Annotated in this window: 13 protein-coding genes and 1 pseudogene; 2 read left to right on the top strand and 12 right to left on the bottom strand. The window is 65.4% G+C overall.

Annotated elements, in window-relative coordinates; all coding sequences use genetic code 11:
• Nucleotides 1–277: 277 nt before the first annotated feature.
• The 3 genes and pseudogenes from HDG34_RS13925 to HDG34_RS13915 all read right to left on the bottom strand — a co-directional run bounded on the left by HDG34_RS13925 (nucleotide 278) and on the right by HDG34_RS13915 (nucleotide 3,037).
• Entirely contained in the window at nucleotides 278–1,468 is a 1,191-nt protein-coding gene (locus HDG34_RS13925; RefSeq protein WP_018419117.1) for an MFS transporter, read from the bottom strand.
• Nucleotides 1,469–1,844: 376 nt separating this feature from the next.
• Nucleotides 1,845–2,864 (bottom strand): annotated as a pseudogene (locus HDG34_RS13920) (efflux RND transporter permease subunit); the annotation flags it as partial.
• Between the two features lie 2 nt (nucleotides 2,865–2,866).
• Complete coding sequence (locus HDG34_RS13915; protein WP_184060873.1) at nucleotides 2,867–3,037, bottom strand: hypothetical protein; 171 nt, start codon at nucleotides 3,035–3,037, stop codon at nucleotides 2,867–2,869.
• Between the two features lie 246 nt (nucleotides 3,038–3,283).
• On the opposite strand from HDG34_RS13915, the gene HDG34_RS13910 reads away from it, so the two are divergent.
• Together HDG34_RS13910 and HDG34_RS13905 are read left to right on the top strand one after the other, a co-directional pair.
• On the top strand, nucleotides 3,284–3,496 hold the full coding sequence (locus tag HDG34_RS13910) for a hypothetical protein (protein WP_018419122.1): 213 nt from the start codon (nucleotides 3,284–3,286) through the stop codon (nucleotides 3,494–3,496).
• Nucleotides 3,497–3,714: 218 nt separating this feature from the next.
• Complete coding sequence (locus HDG34_RS13905) at nucleotides 3,715–4,752, top strand: serine/threonine protein kinase (protein ID WP_184060871.1); 1,038 nt, start codon at nucleotides 3,715–3,717, stop codon at nucleotides 4,750–4,752.
• Between the two features lie 11 nt (nucleotides 4,753–4,763).
• Here the strand turns inward: HDG34_RS13905 and HDG34_RS13900 are convergent, their stop codons facing one another.
• The 9 genes from HDG34_RS13900 to HDG34_RS13860 all read right to left on the bottom strand — a co-directional run bounded on the left by HDG34_RS13900 (nucleotide 4,764) and on the right by HDG34_RS13860 (nucleotide 16,144).
• On the bottom strand, nucleotides 4,764–6,662 hold the full coding sequence (locus HDG34_RS13900) for a DUF3857 and transglutaminase domain-containing protein (RefSeq protein ID WP_184060869.1): 1,899 nt from the start codon (nucleotides 6,660–6,662) through the stop codon (nucleotides 4,764–4,766).
• A 9-nt stretch (nucleotides 6,663–6,671) separates the two neighbouring features.
• Nucleotides 6,672–7,694 (bottom strand): XdhC family protein, encoded by a 1,023-nt coding sequence (locus HDG34_RS13895; RefSeq protein ID WP_184060868.1) that lies wholly within the window; start codon nucleotides 7,692–7,694, stop codon nucleotides 6,672–6,674.
• On the bottom strand, nucleotides 7,667–8,281 hold the full coding sequence (locus HDG34_RS13890) for a CoxG family protein (RefSeq protein ID WP_184060866.1): 615 nt from the start codon (nucleotides 8,279–8,281) through the stop codon (nucleotides 7,667–7,669). The genes HDG34_RS13895 and HDG34_RS13890 overlap by 28 nt, the downstream gene beginning before the upstream one ends.
• Nucleotides 8,272–9,537 carry a VWA domain-containing protein gene (locus tag HDG34_RS13885; protein ID WP_184060864.1) on the bottom strand — a complete coding sequence of 422 codons (1,266 nt, stop codon included), beginning with the start codon at nucleotides 9,535–9,537 and terminating at the stop codon, nucleotides 8,272–8,274. Before HDG34_RS13885 ends, HDG34_RS13890 begins: the two co-directional genes overlap by 10 nt.
• Before the next feature lie 11 nt (nucleotides 9,538–9,548).
• Entirely contained in the window at nucleotides 9,549–10,430 is an 882-nt protein-coding gene (locus HDG34_RS13880) for a MoxR family ATPase (protein ID WP_184060862.1), read from the bottom strand.
• 167 nt (nucleotides 10,431–10,597) lie between these two features.
• Nucleotides 10,598–11,395, bottom strand: a complete 798-nt coding sequence (locus tag HDG34_RS13875; protein ID WP_184060860.1) for a xanthine dehydrogenase family protein subunit M — start codon at nucleotides 11,393–11,395, stop codon at nucleotides 10,598–10,600.
• Between the two features lie 28 nt (nucleotides 11,396–11,423).
• A complete protein-coding gene (locus tag HDG34_RS13870) occupies nucleotides 11,424–13,805 on the bottom strand; it encodes a xanthine dehydrogenase family protein molybdopterin-binding subunit (protein ID WP_184060858.1) in 2,382 nt (793 codons plus the stop codon).
• A gap of 10 nt (nucleotides 13,806–13,815) precedes the next feature.
• Nucleotides 13,816–14,337 carry a (2Fe-2S)-binding protein gene (locus HDG34_RS13865; RefSeq protein WP_184025999.1) on the bottom strand — a complete coding sequence of 174 codons (522 nt, stop codon included), beginning with the start codon at nucleotides 14,335–14,337 and terminating at the stop codon, nucleotides 13,816–13,818.
• 415 nt (nucleotides 14,338–14,752) lie between these two features.
• Nucleotides 14,753–16,144 (bottom strand): amino acid permease, encoded by a 1,392-nt coding sequence (locus HDG34_RS13860; RefSeq protein ID WP_184060856.1) that lies wholly within the window; start codon nucleotides 16,142–16,144, stop codon nucleotides 14,753–14,755.
• Nucleotides 16,145–16,242 lie beyond the last annotated feature (98 nt).

Genomic DNA, 16,242 nt, shown 5'->3' with positions numbered 1-16,242 from the left:
CGCGGCTTCGAAATCATGCCGCGCCATTGCACGAATCGAGTATAGGAGACCGATCGAGCGGCGCGACGGCGCAAGCTGGCGCGTCGGCGCTTATTCGTAAGCTGCTGAACCCAGGCGCGGCGCGGCCCGCGGCGATTGGCGCGGCGCAACAAAACGCGGCGGAAAATAGCAAACGTTCGCTTACGCAAGCCTTTCGTTTTGCCGCCGATCCATGCGGGTTGGCTGATTGCGGCCGGCTCGCGGTGCCCGCACCGCGCAACGCGACCGATACGCCGGGCTATTCGCGCCCGCGCAGGCGGCTCGCCGCGATCAAGCCGATCACGAGCAGCGCACCGACTAGCCCGACGACGCCGTTCCAGCCATGACCGGCCCACACATGGCCGCCATACGAACCGACCAGGCTCGAGCCGATGTAGTACGCGAGCAGATACAGCGCAGCGGCCTGGCCTTTCGCGTCTTTCGCCAGACGCCCGACCCAGCCGCTCGCGACCGAATGCCCGGCAAAGAACCCGAATGTCACGCAGGCGATACCGGTCGCGATCGCCGCGAGCGGATGCAGCATCGTCAGCGCGAGGCCGAACACCATCAGCAGCAGGCTCCCGATCAGCACGCGCGCGCGGCCGAACGTGTCGGCCATGCGCCCGGACCATGGCGACGCGACCACGCCAACCAGATAGACGATGAAAATCGCGCCGATCTCCGTCTGATTCAACCGATACGGCGGCGCGAGCAGCCGGTAGCCGATGTAGTTGTACAGCGTGACGAAGCTGCCCATCAGCACGAAGCCGAGCAGGAACAGCAGCGGCAGACCCGGTCGCGTGAACTGGCGCAACAGCAGCGTGCGGTGATGCGCGAAGCCGAGCCCGCGGCGCGGCACGAAATGGCGCGACGGTGGCAGCAGCGCGCGGAACGCGAGCATCGACAGCAGGCCGAGCACGCCGATCGTGCCGATCGCGACGCGCCACGAAAACAGATCCGCGACCACGCCGGTGATGACTCGCCCGGCCATGCCGCCGATCGCCGTGCCGCCGACGTACAGGCCCATTGCGAGGCCGAGGCCGTCGGGATGCACTTCCTCGGCGAGATAAGCCATCGCGACGGCCGGCACGCCGCCGAGCGCGAGCCCTTCGAGCGTACGCAGCACGAGCAGCTGGTGCCAGTGCGGCGCGACCGATACGCCAATCGTCAGCACCGACGACACCGTCAGCGACAGCGTCATCAACTTGTGCCGGCTCCAACCCTCGGAGACGAAACCGGCGACGAAGATCGCGAGCGCGAGCGCAGCAGTGGATAGTGACAACGACAGACTGCTTTGCGCCGGCGTTACGTTGAACGCTTCGGAGAACGACGGCAGCAGCGGCTGCACGCAGTAGAGCAACGAGAACGTCGCGTAGCCGGCGAACAGCAGCGCGAGGCTGGCACGCCAGTACGCGCGCGAGCCGCGTTCGAGATAAGGGATGTCCGACACGGTGGTGGTGCTTGCGCAAGCAGCTGAAGCTGCGCCGCGGGAGGGAACGGCAGATGCGGTCCGCTGGGATGGCGGCGGCAGGGTCACAACAAAACTCCTTGGGTCACACGGAAACGCGCAAAAGTGTTAAGGATACGCTGAAAACGCGTTTCAAGCCGGCGTCGCGGGCAACGCGGCGTGCCAATGGTGACCCGCAGCGCTCCATCCGCAACATGTCGCGCGCCTGTCTCCCGGCGCTAGCCGTGCGCCCCGGCTTCACTGCCCGGCGCCGGCGCCCGCGTCGCCCCCGAAGTCGCCGTCGACGGATGCGCGAGCGCGTCGTCGCCCGGCACTCGGATGATGATCAGGGTTCAGCGTGATCAGGATGTCCGAGTCGGCACGCGAGAAACAGCGTGACGAACAGTCCCGGTCGCGCGACACGCGCTTCAAGAAATACGCGGTAGCGCTCGCGCAAACGCGAGAAACCGCGCTCGAACGCGTAGTGCATGCGCATCAACGGATTGCGCGTTTGCACCGGTGTGTGATGTAAATCCGCGGGCTTGTGGTGATAGCGCAGCAGATACTTCGCGAGCGGGCACGAGCGTACGCGAGAAGAAGTACGACGCGAGCATCGCGAACACCACCGCTTCGGCAAGCGGAATGAACGGATAGTGCGCGACACCGGTGAGCAGAAACATCGGCACGAACACGATACAGATCGCCAGCGTCGACACTAGCGTCGGAATCGCGATCTGATGCGCGCCGTCGAGAATCGCCTGTTCCAGCGTCTTGCCCTGTTCGAGCTGATGGCTGATGTTTTCGATCGCGACGGTCGCATCGTCGACGAGAATCCCGACCGCGAGCGCGAGGCCGCCGAGCGTCATGTTGTTGATCGTCTGACCGAGCGCGGACAACGCGATGATCGACGTGATCATCGACAACGGAATCGATACCGCGATGATCAGCGTCGCGCGCCAGTTGCCGCGGAACAGCAGAATCATCAGGCCCGTCAGGGACGCGGCGATCAGCGCTTCACGCAATACGCCCTGCACGGATGCACGCACGAACAGCGATTGGTCGGCGACGGGATCGATATTCAGCGACGGCGGCACCAGATTGCGCAGCGTCGGCATCATCGTCTTGATGCGGTCGACGATATCGAGCGTGGACATTCCGTGTGTTCGATATCGTTGACCGCCACCGACAAGCCGCGCTCGTAGTTCAGCGCGATGCGCCGCTCCATTTCGTCGGCGGGCAGGCCGTTATACGACCAGATGACCGAGAGCGCCGGAATATCGATGTTCGGAAAGATGTCGGTGGGCGTGCGCAGAATAGTCAACGGTCCGACGATCAGCAACAGCAGCACCAGCACGACGAACGTATAGGGGCGCCGTAGCGCGAGACGAACGATCCACATGACTAGCGCAGACGAATGAAACGAGCGGCGACCGCGCCGCGCGGATCGGAAACGCAGGCGCGCACCTCGGCGCGAAGGCAGGTGCGAAGCCGCGCGGCGCCCGCATCTGGCAGATCGTTCCGGCAATGCACGTTTTTGATGTCTCCCCCCGCAGGGTTTATGATGGTCTGCATTACGACGTCTGACGCCGAGATAATCGGCCGTGCTCAGCGTAATGGGAATAGGGCGAAACGACGGGTGAAAGCCTTCTATTCGCCTTCCCAAAGCCCCGCAAAGCGGGAACAATGACTCGAACCTCTTACGCGCCATGCGCGCGACAGATTAAGTGCGCACGCAACGTCAAATGCGAAGCGGCGTTTTTATCATCACCTCGACCGGCGTGAAATCATAAAGCCGGCTAAGGGAAGCGGGGAATTATCATGGAAGTCGGTTCCATTGTCCGATCGGTACATATCGCCGTGCCGCAAGGCGCGCGCGGAATCGTCATGCGCATTCTTGGCGACATGGCGATGGTGGCATGGTACGCCGGCGAGCCCGGCGCCTCGCAGCAACTCAATACCGAACCCTTTTTCCTGGAAGATCTGATCGATACCGGCGACCTGATACGTCCGGCCGGCGCGCAGACGCATTGAACGAGAGGCTTACCGGTTGCTCATTGCCGTTGTGTGACCCGCAGGTGCGGGCTGTAGTGATGCTGTAAGGTGAGCTCGGCTCGCCAGCATCGCCGTGGGCCGATGCGCGCGTCGATTCACGGCGCGTCCCAAATCAGCCCGTATTTCTAGCGATGCCACCCACGCATTGTGAGTCGTCGCCCTCGTCTTTACCCGCGGCGCGGCGCACAATGCGGGGCATGAACGACACCATTCCCGACAATTCCTATCCCGAGGCCGGCGCCGATGGCGCCGTGCCATTCGCGCGGCTCACGCCGGAAACCGTGCTCGACGCGATCGACGGCGTGCTCGCAACGACCGGCGTGCGTACCGACGGCCGTCTGTTGCCGCTCAACAGCTACGAAAATCGCGTGTATCAGGTCGGCGTCGAAGACGGTCCGCCCGTGGTCGCGAAGTTCTATCGTCCCGAGCGCTGGAGCGACGCGGGGATTCTCGAAGAGCACGCGTTCGTCGCCGAACTCGTCGTGCGCGAGATCCCAGCCGTGCCCGCGCGTGTGCTCGATGGCCGCACGCTGCACAGCTTCGACGGCTTCCGCTTCTCGGTCTTCGAGCGACGCGGCGGTCGCGCGCCGGATCTCGACCGGCGCGACACGCTGGAATGGCTGGGGCGTTTCATCGGACGCATTCATGCGATCGGGCAGACCCAGGACTACGCAGAACGTCCCACGCTAAACATCGACACGTTCGGCTACGAGCCGCGCGACTTTCTGCTCGCGCACCGTTTCGTGCCCGACGATCTGCGCATCGCGTGGGAAACCGTCGTGAATCTCGCGCTCGAAGGCGTCGCGCGTGCGTTCGAGCGGGCTGGCGAGATTCGCAGGCTGCGTCTGCACGGCGACTGTCATCCGAGCAACGTGCTGTGGACCGACGCGGGCCCGCATTTCGTCGATTTCGACGACAGCCGCATGGGGCCCGCGATTCAGGATCTGTGGCTGCTGCTGCCGGGCGAGCGTGCGGAGGCGTCGCGCGCGCTGGCCGATCTGCTCGCCGGTTACGAGGATTTCTGCGAATTCGATCCGCGCGAGCTGTATCTGATCGAAGCGCTGCGCACGTTGCGGCTGATTCACTATCAGGCATGGCTCGCGCGCCGCTGGAACGATCCGGCGTTTCCCGCCGCGTTTCCGTGGTTCAACACGCAGCGCTACTGGGAAGATCGCATCCTCGAGATGCGCGAGCAGATCGGCGCGATGCAGGAAGGGCCGTTGTGGCCGGTTTGACGTGTTGACGGTCAAGGCGCCTGTGACGCCACATTCGACGACTCCACCAACGTCGATCTGACGATTACCTCCGCGCGCACGTCCCGCCCAATCGCTTCGATCGCGGGACGCATGCGCGTGAAATCGTCGGGCGTGCAGACGTCGCTGTCGAAATGGGTGGCGCCGTCGCGCGTCATCGTGACCACGTTGCTGCGCGGGTCGAACGCGTACTGCGACGTGAAATCGACGAAGCGGTCCTGCGTGCGTTGCGCCTCCGGCATGTCGAGCACGCGGAAATTGGCCGGCAGTTCGATGCGCGCGCGTTCGTGGATCGCGAGGTTGTGGCACACGAACGGCTGCGTGCGCTTGCGTTCGCCGAGCCAGTAGCGCGTGTCGGCTTCGACGCCGCCGCCGAGGCTCGTCAAGGCCGGAATCGAGGCCGTCATGCCGGTCACCACGAGACTCTCGAGCGTGCCTTTCATCGTCAGCGTGAGCGGGCCGTCGGCCGCGCTGAGGTCGCTCGTCGTCAGCGTCGCGGTGCCGCGCAGATTCGCGTTGCGTAACTCGGCCTGAATCGATTCCTCGCGTTGCGCGGGCGTTTGCGTGCGCAGCCGCGCGCGGGCCTGCTCGGCGTACGGCCCGGCATCCTGCAGCCGATACGTGAAGCTCGCCGAGCCATCCGGTTCGATCTTGATCGCGAGATCGGTGCTGCGCGACATCTGCGCGGTGGCCGGCGTTTGCGAGAGCACGCCGTCGCCGATCAGCACGGTAGGACGGTCCATGTCGGACGAAGGCAGAAAACCGAATTCGACGTTCGACGCGGTCGAATCCGCGTACATCTGCAAATCGGGTAGCCACGTGATCGCATGATTGATGACGCCGTAGCCCGGGACGCTCGGCAGCGTGTAGATCGTGCCGCTGCTGATCAACGCCGGCTCGTTGCTCACGCCGACCGCGTCGAGCAGCGCGCCGTAGAGCGCGACGTGGTCCTTGCAGTCGCCATAGCGGTTCGCGAGAATCGCGCTCGCGCTGTGCGGCACGACGGCGCCACGTCCGACGTAGATCGCGACATAGCGGATATTGCGGCGAACCCAGTCGTACAGCGTTTTGGCTTTGTCGTGTGGGGTTTGATCGTGCGCGCTCAGCTGCTGCGCGAACTGGGTGATCGCTACGTCGTGCGCGCCCGGGTCGGCCGCGGAGCTGCGATAGGAGGCGGCGAACGCGGCATAGCTCGGGAAGGTCGACACCATCAGCCGATCACCGTACGACACGTACGCGACCGAGCCGCGTTCGAGCCGGTCGAAGTGTGCCTTGTCATAGCGGAATTCGTAACGCGTGCGGCCGTCGCGCGTGACCGGTGTCACTGCGCTGAAGCCGCGCGCGTCCGCATACAGCGGCTTGTCGGCGGGCAGGTCGTAGATCAGGCGGAAGTTGCGGGTCGGCGCGAGATCGGGCGGCGTGAAGTCGCTGAATTCGCCCGGCACTATCGGCTGACGCTGCGTCTTGCGGTACGTCAGATGCACGCGCGCGCCGGGTTCGACCGCGGGGAACACGATCACCTTTTCCTGGATGTCCTGGAACATCGGCGCGTCGAACGAGCGGACTTCCTGCACGTCGCGGATCTGCTCGGGCGCAACGTCGTGACGCTTGCCGTCGGCGGTGACCGTGTAGGCCTCGAGGATCTGCACGTCGGCCATGTTGCGGTTGAACCAGACGTATTGCTGAGCGACCCGCTCGACGCCGGCTTCGTTGTTCACGCGCAGCGTCATCGAATCGAGCTTCGCATACGAGCCGTCAGTGTTGACGGTGAAGGTCTGCGTCTCGCCTTCGTTGGTGTAGGGATCGTCCAGGTTGAGCGGCGCGCTCGCGCTCGCGGCGTGAACGCCGGCCAGCCAGCCGGCGGAGGCAAGGACCACGAGGCAGAGTCGCATGACGGCGGGCTACACGCTGTAAGCGGCGCCACCCGACGCCGCAATCTCCCGCGCGGCCTTCGCGCCTTCGACCTGCAATAGCGTCGGCAGCGACACGCCATTTTTCGCCGCCGTCACCTCCGCCAGAATCGACACCGCGATCTCGGGCGGCGTCCTGCTGCCGATATAAATGCCGACAGGTCCGTGCAAGCGGGCCAGTTCGGCTTCGTTCAGATCGAACTCCTTCAGGCGCTCGCGTCGCGCGTGATTGTTCCTGCGCGAGCCGAGCGCGCCGACATAAAACGCCGGCGTCTTCAATGCTTCCATCAGCGCGAGATCGTCGAGCTTCGGATCGTGCGTGAGCGCGATCACTGCGCAGCGCTCGTCGAGCTTCATGTCGATCACGGTATCGTCCGGCATCGTGCGTACGATCTTCGTGCCCGGCACGTCCCATTCCTCGGTGTATTCCTCGCGCGGATCGCAGACCGTCACCTGATAATCGAGCCCCACCGCGATATGGCACAGGTAGCGAGACAACTGCCCGGCGCCGATCACTAGCATCCGGTAGCGCGGGCCGTGGATCGTCGACAGACGCTCACCGTCGAAATGCACGCCGTCGGTCGCCTGCGCGTTGTCGAGCCGCACCGCGCCCGTCGTCATGTCGAGTTCGCGCGCGACGAGCCGGCCATTTTCGACCGCGTGACACAGCTCGGCGATGCCGCTTTGCCGCGTCAACGGTTCGAGCACGAGCTGGATCGTGCCGCCGCACGGCAGGCCGAAGCGATGCGCTTCCTCGGCCGTGATGCCGTACTTCACCGCCTCCGGATGTGTCTGCTCGATGCCCCGTTGCCGCACGCGATCGATCAGATCGTCTTCGATGCAGCCGCCCGACACCGAGCCCACCACGAGGCCGTCATCGCGCACCGCGAGCATCGCGCCCTCGGGACGCGGCGACGAGCCCCACGTCTTCACGACCGTCACGAGGAGCGCGCGATGTCCGTCCGCCAGCCAGCGGGCGCTGGTTTTCAGAACTTCGAGATCCACGCTGTCCATGATTTCTTCCCTTTCTTTGCTTCGCCGCCGGACTCGCCGTCCGCGGCCTCGTTCGATTCCGTTTGCCCGGAGGCGGATGCGGCTTCGGCTTCGGTTTCGGTCTGCACCGGGGCGTCGCCTTCCGCTGTTTCATCAGCGCTATTGTCTCCCGAGAGCTGGGCGCTCAAGCGCTTGAAAAACTCCCCCGCAATCTTGCGCGCCGCACCGTCGACGAGCCGCGAGCCGATCTGCGCGAGCTTGCCGCCGACCTGCGCATTGGCGGTGTAGGAGAGCTTCGTCGCGGCATCGCCGTCGGCTTCGAGCGTGACATGCGTGTTGCCCTTGGCAAAACCCGCGGCGCCGCCCTGGCCTTCGAACACAATGGTGTAGGTGTTCGGCGCGTCGATATCGGTCAGTTGCATGCGCCCCTTGAAGCGCGCCTTGACCGGGCCGACCGCCGCGCTCAGCGTGACCAGGTACGCGTTTTCGCCGTCCGGGTCGATGCTTTCGCAGCCGGGGATGCAAGCGCGCAGAATCTCGGTGTCGTTCAACGCGTCCCAGGTTTGCTGCTGCGTGACCGGCAGCGTATGAATTTCGCTCAATTCCATGACGTTGCTCCTGCGAATGTCGTCGCGGCGACGGCGTGGCGAGGCGCGCGCGTCAGTTGCGCGAGATCGTGGCCGAATGCTGCGAGACTGTCTAGATTATGAACCGGACGATGCGCGTCGACATACGGCAGGATCGCCTGCACGCCGCGCGCCTTCGGAGTAAAGCCGCTGAACCGCAGCAGCGGATTGAGCCACACGATGCGATGCGCGAAGCGTGCGAGCCGCGCCATTTCGGTATCGAGCACGTCGATCGCTTCGTGATCGAGACCGTCGGTGACGAGCAGCACCGTCGCACGACCTGTGAGCACGCGGCGCGCCCAGCGTCGGTTGAACTCGGCGAGCGCCGCGCCGATGCGCGTGCCGCCCGACCAGTCGACCACCTGATCGCTGAGCGTCGCGATCGCGACGTCCGGATCGCGTTCGCGCAATGCGCGCGTCGCGTTCGTGAGCCGCGTGCCGAACAGAAACACCTGCAGACGTTCGCGCGACTGCAACAACGCGTGGCAAAAGTAGAGCACCGCGCGCGAGTAGTTGCTCATCGAGCCGGAAATGTCGAGCAGCAGCACGAGCGGCGGCTTGCGCTCGACCCTCGCGCGATACTTCCACACGGTCCAGTCGCCACCGGCGCGCACCGCATGCCGCGCGCTCGCGCGCAAGTCCGCATGCGTGCCGTGCGATGCCGCCTTCAGGCGCCGCGTCGATTCGGTTGCGAGCGGCAGCCGCTGGCCGCGAATCAGATGCCGCAGCGTGCGCCATTCGTCGGCGTTCAGCGTGTCGAAATCGCGATGACGCAGCCGCTCTTGCGCGCTGAACGTCAACTGCGCATGCAACTCGTGCTGCTCGGTTTCCTGCGGCGCATTCAGATGCGGCGACGGTGGCATGCGCACCGCGAGCGCATCGGCGAGACGGTTGTTGCGCTTCGGCGGTGGCAGCCCGTCGCGCACTTTCGGCAGCAGCAGCGCACGCAGCTTGCCTTCCCAATCGGGGTCGCGCCAGAACAGATCGAACGCGGCATTGAAGAGTTCGCGTTCGTCGGGCGCGGTGACGAGCAGCGCCGCAAGCGCGGCGTGCACGTCGTCGCGGCGGCCGAGGTCGATCCACTGCAACGCGGCGAGTGCGTCGACTGCCTGTGCGGGCGACATCGGCAAGCCGGCACCGCGCAGCACGCGCACGAAATGGACGACGTTGCGCGCGAGCGTGGGCGCAGTGTGCTGGTTCGTGTCGTCGAGCCTGCCCGAGCCGGTTCCGTTCGTCATGCCAATCACCCTCACCCGGACAGACACTGCGCGATCTGCGCGGCATCCACACGCGCGAGATCGTCCTGATACTTGAGCAGCACGCCGAGCGTGTTCTGCACCGATTGCGGATCGAGCTCCGTGACCGACAGCGCTTCGAGCGCGCGGCACCAGTCGATCGTCTCGGCGATGCCGGGCGCCTTGAACAGATCCATGCCGCGCAGCCGATGCACGAAGTCGACCGCGCGCCGCTGCAACTGCGCCGACGTTTGCGGCGCGCGCGCGGCGACGATCTCCAGTTCGCGATCGCGGTCCGGATAGCCGATCCATTGATACAGACAGCGGCGCTTCAACGCGTCGTGCACTTCGCGCGTGCGGTTCGACGTCATGATGACGAGCGGCGGCTGCGTCGCGTGCACGGTGCCGTATTCTGGAATCGATACCTGGAAGTCGGACAGGAGTTCGAGCAGGAATGCCTCGAACGGTTCGTCGGCGCGGTCGATTTCGTCGATCAGCAGCACGCGCCGCGCGCCGGGATGGTTTTCGTCGGGCATCAACGCCTGCAGAAGCGGACGCTTCAGCAGGAATTCGCCACGATATAGCGTGTCGTTGTCGGGGCGCTCGCCGCTCGCTTCGGCAAGCCGCAGCGCCATGATCTGGCGCGGGTAGTCCCATTCGTAAAGCGCGCTCGCGGTGTCGAGGCCTTCATAGCATTGCAGCCGCAGCAGCGTGGTGCCGAGCATGCCCGCCGCGGCTTTCGCGAGCTCGGTTTTGCCGACACCCGGCTCGCCTTCGACGAACAACGGCCGCTCCATGCGCAGCGCGAGATACAGTGCGGTCGCGAGCTCGCGGCTCGCGAAATAGCGTTGGGCGGCGAGTTGGGCGAGGGTGTCGTCGATCGAAGCCGGCTGCATGGTGGTCCTGAATCTGCGCGACGGCCATGGCAAAGCGTGGCGCGAGTGAAGAACGCAATGGCCGCGAGCCCGGCGTCGAACTGTCGCGCCGGCTCGCGAAGTGAACGAAGCCGGCTTGCGCGCGCCGTGGTGAAGGCGCGGCAAGCCGGGGCGCCTAGCGAGGATCGCTAGGCATTTGCCTTCGTGACCGCGCGCGCGGCGAGCACCGGAATCAGATGCGCGCGATACGCGGCGCTCGCGTGCATGTCGTCGTTCAGCTCGTCTGGCGACACGCTCACTGCACGTGCCGCCTCGGGCGTGAAGTTCGTCGACAGCGCGCTTTCGAGTTCGGCCACGCGAAACACCGATGACGCCGCCCCCGTTACCGCGACGCGCACGCCGCTCGCGACCTTCGCGACGAACACGCCGACCAGCGCAAAGTGCGAGGCCGGATTGCGGAATTTCTCGTATGCGGCACGCTCGGGCACCGGAAACTCGACGGCGACGATCAGCTCGTCGGGCGCGAGCGCGGTCTCGTACATGCCGACGAAGAAATCGGCCGAAGAGACGCGCCGCCGGTCCGTGACGATCGTCGCATCGAGGCCCATCGCCGCCGCCGGGTAGCACGCGGCCGGGTCGTTGTTCGCGAGCGAGCCGCCGATCGTGCCGAGCGCGCGCACCTGGCGATCGCCGATATTCGCGGCCAGCTCCGCGAGCGCGGGCAACACGCGCCGCACGTCCGCGTGTTCGGCGACGTCCGCGTGACAGACGGCTGCGCCGATCGTCACCGTGCTGGCGTCGACGGTGATCGTCCTGAGCGCGGGAATGCGCGTCACGTCGATCAGTTGCGACGGCTGCGCGAGACGCAGGCGCATCGTCGGCAGAAGGCTCTGGCCGCCGGCGAGGAACTTCGCGTCGCTGTCGGCGGTGAGGGCTGCGGCGGCCGCTTGCGGATCCGTCGCGCGTTGATACTCGAATGAATACATGTCGAATGCTCCGCTCAGGATCGTTGGGTCAGGCTTGCTTCGCCGCTTGAATCGCGGACCAGACGCGATGCGGCGTGGCCGGCATCTGCAGATTGGTCACGCCAAGCGGCGCGAGCGCGTCGATGATCGCGTTGATCACGGCCGGCGGTGAGCCGATCGCGCCCGCTTCGCCGCAGCCCTTGACGCCGAGCGGATTGTGCGTGCACGGCGTGCCCTTCGACGTTTCGACCGTGAAGTCGGGCAGGTCGGACGCATGCGGCATCGCGTAGTCCATGTAAGAGCCGGACAGCAACTGGCCGCTGTCGTTGTCGTACACGCAGCGCTCGAGCATCGCCTGGCCGATGCCTTGCCCGAGCCCGCCATGCACCTGACCTTCGACGATCATCGGATTGATCACGTTGCCAAAATCGTCGACCGCGGTGAACTGCTGGATGCGGGAGACGCCGGTGTCCGGATCGACTTCGATCTCGCAGATATACGCACCCGACGGATACGTGAAGTTGGTCGGATCGTAGAACGCGCTTTCTTCGAGCCCCGGTTCGAGCACGTCGAGCGGATAGTTGTGCGGCACGTACGCGGCGAGCGAGATCTCCGCGAACGCCTTGGTGCGGTCGGTGCCCGCGACGCGGAACACACCGTTCCTGAACTCGATGTCCTCAGCCGACGCTTCGAGCAGATGCGCGGCGATCTTCTTCGCCTTTGCTTCGATCTTGTCTAGCGCCTTCGAGATGGCCGAGCCGCCGACCGCGATCGAACGCGAACCATACGTGCCCATGCCGAACGCGATGCGGCCGGTGTCGCCGTGCACGATCTCGACGCTTTCGAGCGGAATGCCGAGGCGATCCGCGACGACTTGCGCGAAGGTCGTTTCATGCCCCTGGCCGTGACTGTGCGAGCCCGTGAACACGGTGACCGAGCCGGTCGGATGTACGCGGATCTGGCCGACTTCGAACAGGCCCGCGCGCGCGCCGAGCGCGCCCGCGATGTTCGACGGCGCGAGACCGCATGCCTCGATGTAGCACGAATAGCCGAGGCCGCGGCGCTTGCCGTTCTTTTCGGATTCCTGCCGGCGTGCGGCGAAGCCCTCGACGTCCGCGAGCGTGAGCGCGCGCGACAGGATCGCGTTGTAGTCGCCGGTGTCGTAGGTGAGGCCGACCGGCGTCGCGTACGGGAATTGCGTGATGAAATTGCGGCGGCGGATTTCCGCGGGGTCGAGTTTCATCTCGCGCGCCGCGGCTTCCACCAGACGCTCGACGACGAACGTCGCTTCCGGCCGGCCCGCGCCGCGATACGCATCGACGGGAACGGTGTTGGTGAAGACGGCCTTCACTTCGGCGTAGATCGCGGGCGTTGCGTATTGCCCGGCGAGCAGCGTCGCGTACAGGATCGTCGGCACGCTCGACGCGAACGTCGACAGATACGCGCCCATGTTGGCGATCGTATGCACGCGCATGGCGAGGAACTTGCCGTCGGCGTCCAGCGCAAGCTCGGCTTTGGTCACGTGATCGCGGCCGTGCGCATCGGAAAGGAACGCCTCGGAGCGCTCGGCGGTCCATTTGACCGGCCGGCCGATCTTCTTCGACGCCCAGGTGAGCGCGACGTCTTCGGCGTACAGGAAGATCTTCGAGCCGAAGCCGCCGCCGACGTCCGGCGCGATCACGCGCAGCTTCGATTCCGGCAGCGACAGCACGAACGCGGCCATCAGCAGCCGCTCGACGTGCGGGTTCTGATTCGCGACGTACAGCGTGTAGCTCTCGTCCTGCGCCGAATAGTTCGCGTTGACCGCGCGCGGTTCGATCGCGTTCGGCACGAGGCGGTTGTTGACGATATCGAGCGTGGTCACGTGCGCGGCTTTCGCGAACGCGGCGTCGGTCGCGGCCTTGTCGCCGTGGCCCCAGTTGTAGCAGACGTTGTCGGGCACTTCGTCGTGCACGGCCGCTTGACCAGGGTCGGCCGCATGCGCGGTATCGACGACGGCCGGCAGTTCTTCGTAATCGACTTCGATCAGTTCGGCCGCATCTTTCGCCGCCTTGATCGATTCAGCGATCACGAGCGCGACCTGATCGCCCACGTGCCGTGCTTTCGTATGCGCGATCACCGGATGCGGCGGCTCGTTCATCGGCTTGCCGTCGGTGCTATGGATCAGCCAGCCGCACGGCAGTCCGCCGACGTTGTCGGCGGCGAGATCCGCGCCGGTGAAGATCGCGATCACGCCCGGCGACTGTTTGGCCGCGCTCGTGTCGATGCTTCTGATCTTCGCGTGCGCGTGCGGTGAGCGCAGGAACACCGCGTAGGTTTGCTGCGGCAGCACGATGTCGTCGGTGTACTGGCCTTTGCCGGTCAGGAAGCGATAGTCTTCCTTGCGTTCGACGGCGGCGCCAATCAGGCTCTGTGTATCGGGTGCGTTCATCGACGGCTCCTCAGGCGGCGGTGGCGCCGGCGGCATTCGCGCCGGCAGATGCGCTCGATGCGGCGGACTTCATACCCGCGGCGCCTTCGAGCACGGCCTTGACGATGTTGTGATAGCCCGTACAGCGGCACAGGTTGCCGTCGAGCTGCTCGCGCACCTCGTCGCCGGTCAGATCGGGTTGACGCTGCACCAGCGACACCGCGTTCATCACCATGCCCGGCGTGCAGAAGCCGCATTGCAGACCGTGGCAGTGTTTGAACGCGGCCTGCATCGGATGCAGCGCGCCGTTGTGCGCGAGCCCTTCGATGGTCGTGACTTCCGCGCCATCGGCTTGCACGGCGAGGATGTTGCAGGACTTGATCGCGCGGCCGTTCAGATGGACGGTGCAGGCGCCGCATTGCGCCGTATCGCAGCCGACATGGGTGCCGGTCAGACGGAGTTGATCGCGCAGGAACTGGACAAGCAGGGTGCCAGGGTCGACTGAGGCGCTCACGGGCGCGCCATTGACCGTCAGACTGATGCTGATCGCCATGAAGCTGTCTCCTATATTGATCGGAGCGAGCGCTTCGGCGTATCGATCCCTGCCTCGGCGCAGACCACGATCCCATGCAAGATAGTTGCTGTGGGTGAGACCGGACCTGTGATTGTTATTGCCCCTGCTTTGCTTCGACTGCGTGCTGACTTCGATTCGCCAAGTCCGATGAGGGTGCTACGGGTTTTACAAATCTGCCGAAAAGTAAAGCACAAATCGCGCGGGCGCGCTATGAGGGGAAGTGTGTTCGGCGCGCGCGAGCGCACGAAGAGAACACGGCGGCCACGGAATGGGACGCCGCAAAGACAAGCGCCCCGTCTGCGGAGCATGACGGGGCGCATCGATAGATCAGCGGAAAGCGAGGCCACGCTCGCGAGCATTCAGCTCATTGGCGTGGCTTCATCGGAACGGCGCTTTACTTTGCCAGTTTCGAATGACGGCGCGAGTAGCCGAAATAGATAACCATGCCGATCAGCAGCCAGATCACGAACGCGCCCCACGTGATGCCTTGCAGGTTCAGCATCAGGAACAGGCACGATGCGACCGCGAGCACCGGCACGACCGGCACGCCAGGGCAACGGAACGCGCGCGGCAGCTCTGGGTGCGTCTTGCGCAGCACGAGCACTGCGATCGACACCATCGAGAACGCCGCGAGCGTGCCGATATTGATCAGCTCAGCCAACACATTGAGCGGCACCAACGCACCGATCAGGCCGAAGAAGATGCCGACGAGCCACGTCGTGAAGAACGGCGTCGCGAAACGCGGATGCACTTTCGACAGCTTCGCGGGCAGCAGGCCGTCGCGCGACATCGCGAAGATCACCCGCGTCTGACCGTAGGCCATCACGAGAATCACGGTCAGCATGCCGAGCACGGCGCCGAGGTCGATGAAGCCCGCGACCCAGTTCTGCCCCGCGAGTTGCAGCGCGTACGACACCGGGTGCGAAATGCCCATGAACTTCCCGGACGGCACGATGCCGGTGACGACCGCGGCCACGGCCACATACAGCACCGCGCACACACCGAGCGACGCGATGATGCCGATCGGGAGGTCGCGCTTCGGATTCTTCACTTCTTCGGCCGCCGACGACACCGAGTCGAAGCCGATGAACGCGAAGAACATCACCGCGGCCGCGCCGAACACGCCGCTCCAGCCGTGAGGCATGAACGGGTGCCAGTTGGCCGGCGTGACGTGAAACACGCCGACGCCGATCACGAGCAGCACGACGACGACCTTGATCGCAACCATGATGTTGTTGATTCGCGCGGATTCGCGCACGCCGAGCGACAGCAGCGTGGTGATCGCCATCATCACGAGGAAGGCGGGCAGGTTGAACAGCGTTTCGTGTCCGGGCACGGCGCCGGGGGCTGCGCTCAGCGCCATCGGCAGCGATACGCCGAAGCCCGACAGCAACGACTGCAGATAGCCGGACCAGCCGACCGACACCGCCGAGGTCGCGAGCCCGTACTCGAGCATCAGGTCCCAGCCGATGATCCACGCGGCCAGCTCGCCGAGCGTCGCATACGAGTACGTGTAGATCGAACCGGCGACCGGAATCGTCGATGCGAATTCAGCGTAGGCGAGCGCGGCGAAGCCGCAGGCGACCGCCGCGATCAGGAACGAGATCATCAGCGCGGGACCGGCCTGTAAGGCGCCCGTGCCGGTCAGCACGAAGATGCCGGTGCCGATGATGGCGCCGACGCCGAGGAAAGTCAGGTCGAGCGCGCCCAGCGCCTTTTTCAGGCCGGCGGTCTGAGCGCTCGCCGCAAGCATGTGCTCGACGCTCTTTTTGCGAAACAGGGACATTGGCGTGGGTCTCCAGTGGTGCACGCGTGTTGCGCGCCGAATGTCGGGAAAACCCGCGATTCTAGCGGATGCGTGTCGCCGGGCTGGTTCGCGCGCGG

Source organism: Paraburkholderia sp. HC6.4b (assembly GCF_014200875.1).
In the GTDB taxonomy this organism is placed as follows: Bacteria; Pseudomonadota; Gammaproteobacteria; order Burkholderiales; family Burkholderiaceae; genus Paraburkholderia; species Paraburkholderia tuberum.
Note: the sequence above shows the minus strand (reverse complement) of the source record. Positions and strands in the feature narration are given on the sequence as shown.

Bases quoted from the DNA above. Each gene is read 5' to 3' on its own strand.
- HDG34_RS13915 (WP_184060873.1), bottom strand. From the start codon at position 3,037: ATGCAGACCATCATAAACCCTGCGGGGGGAGACATCAAAAACGTGCAT.
- HDG34_RS13910 (WP_018419122.1), top strand. From the start codon at position 3,284: ATGGAAGTCGGTTCCATTGTCCGATCGGTACATATCGCCGTGCCGCAA.
- HDG34_RS13905 (WP_184060871.1), top strand. From the start codon at position 3,715: ATGAACGACACCATTCCCGACAATTCCTATCCCGAGGCCGGCGCCGAT.
- HDG34_RS13900 (WP_184060869.1), bottom strand. From the start codon at position 6,662: ATGCGACTCTGCCTCGTGGTCCTTGCCTCCGCCGGCTGGCTGGCCGGC.
- HDG34_RS13895 (WP_184060868.1), bottom strand. From the start codon at position 7,694: ATGGACAGCGTGGATCTCGAAGTTCTGAAAACCAGCGCCCGCTGGCTG.
- HDG34_RS13890 (WP_184060866.1), bottom strand. From the start codon at position 8,281: ATGGAATTGAGCGAAATTCATACGCTGCCGGTCACGCAGCAGCAAACC.
- HDG34_RS13885 (WP_184060864.1), bottom strand. From the start codon at position 9,537: ATGACGAACGGAACCGGCTCGGGCAGGCTCGACGACACGAACCAGCAC.
- HDG34_RS13880 (WP_184060862.1), bottom strand. From the start codon at position 10,430: ATGCAGCCGGCTTCGATCGACGACACCCTCGCCCAACTCGCCGCCCAA.
- HDG34_RS13875 (WP_184060860.1), bottom strand. From the start codon at position 11,395: ATGTATTCATTCGAGTATCAACGCGCGACGGATCCGCAAGCGGCCGCC.
- HDG34_RS13870 (WP_184060858.1), bottom strand. From the start codon at position 13,805: ATGAACGCACCCGATACACAGAGCCTGATTGGCGCCGCCGTCGAACGC.
- HDG34_RS13865 (WP_184025999.1), bottom strand. From the start codon at position 14,337: ATGGCGATCAGCATCAGTCTGACGGTCAATGGCGCGCCCGTGAGCGCC.
- HDG34_RS13860 (WP_184060856.1), bottom strand. From the start codon at position 16,144: ATGTCCCTGTTTCGCAAAAAGAGCGTCGAGCACATGCTTGCGGCGAGC.